The sequence below is a fragment of the Burkholderia sp. Bp9031 genome, assembly GCF_003857965.1.
In the GTDB taxonomy this organism is placed as follows: domain Bacteria; phylum Pseudomonadota; class Gammaproteobacteria; order Burkholderiales; family Burkholderiaceae; genus Burkholderia; species Burkholderia ambifaria_A.
Map to the genome: position 1 here is coordinate 1 of NZ_QTPW01000087.1, position 1,387 is coordinate 1,387.

Sequence of the window (1,387 nt, forward strand, 5' to 3'; positions counted from 1 at the left end):
AGAATCGATGATCTCCCAATCCATCTTCAAGGCATATGACATTCGCGGTGTGGTCGGCAAGACGCTCGACGCCGATACGGCGCGCGGGATCGGCCGGGCATTCGGCAGCGAAGTGCGCGCACAGGGCGGCGACGCGGTCGTCGTCGCGCGCGACGGCCGCCTGTCGGGGCCCGAGCTCGTCGGTGCGCTCGCCGATGGCCTGCGTGCGGCGGGTGTCGATGTCGTCGACGTCGGCATGGTGCCCACGCCGGTCGGCTATTTCGCGGCGAGCGTGCCGCTGGCACTGAAGGGCGGCGAGCGCCGCGTCGATTCGTGCATCGTCGTCACGGGCAGCCACAACCCGCCCGACTACAACGGCTTCAAGATGGTGCTGCGCGGCGCCGCGATCTACGGCGAGCAGATCCAGGCGCTGTACCGTCGCATCGTCGACGAGCGCTTCGAAACGGGCAACGGCACGTTCGAGCAGTTCGACGTCGCGGACCAGTACATCGCGCGCATCGTCGGCGACGTGAAGCTCGCGCGCCCGCTGAAGCTCGTCGTCGACGCCGGCAACGGTGTCGCGGGCCCGCTCGCGACGCGCCTGTTCAAGGCGCTCGGCTGCGAACTCGTCGAGCGCTTCACCGACATCGACGGCACGTTCCCGAATCACCACCCCGATCCCGCCCACCCGGAAAACCTGCAGGACGTGATCCAGGCGCTGAAGGATACCGACGCCGAACTCGGCTTCGCGTTCGACGGCGACGGCGACCGCCTGGGCGTCGTCACGAAGGACGGCCAGATCATTTTCCCGGACCGCCAGCTGATGCTGTTCGCGGAGGAAGTGCTGTCGCGCAACCCGGGTGCGCAGATCATCTACGACGTGAAGTGCACGCGCCATCTCGCGCAGTGGGTGAAGGCGAAGGGCGGCGAGCCGCTGATGTGGAAGACGGGCCATTCGCTGGTGAAGGCGAAGCTGCGCGAGACGGGCGCACCGCTCGCGGGCGAGATGAGCGGCCACGTGTTCTTCAAGGACCGCTGGTACGGCTTCGACGACGGTCTCTACACGGGCGCGCGCCTGCTCGAGATCCTCGCGAAGACGGCCGATCCGAGCGCGGTGCTCAATGCGCTGCCGGATGCGATGAGCACGCCCGAACTGCAGCTCTGGCTCGACGAAGGCGAGAACTTCCGTCTGATCGACAAGCTGCAGAAAGAGGCGAAGTTCGACGGCGCAGAGGAAGTCGTGACGATCGACGGCCTGCGCGTCGAGTACCCGGATGGCTTCGGCCTTGCGCGTTCGTCGAACACGACGCCGGTCGTCGTGATGCGGTTCGAATCGGAGACCAAGGAAGGGCTCGAGCGCATCCAGGACGATTTCCGCCGCGTGCTGACGGCCGCGAAGCCGGACGTC

General features: G+C 67.1%; 1 protein-coding gene. It reads left to right on the forward strand.

The window, feature by feature from the left end:
* Positions 1-7: 7 nt before the first annotated feature.
* The coding region (locus DIE15_RS36610) for a phosphomannomutase/phosphoglucomutase (RefSeq protein ID WP_148095702.1) at positions 8-1,387 on the forward strand (1,380 nt) is incomplete at its 3' end.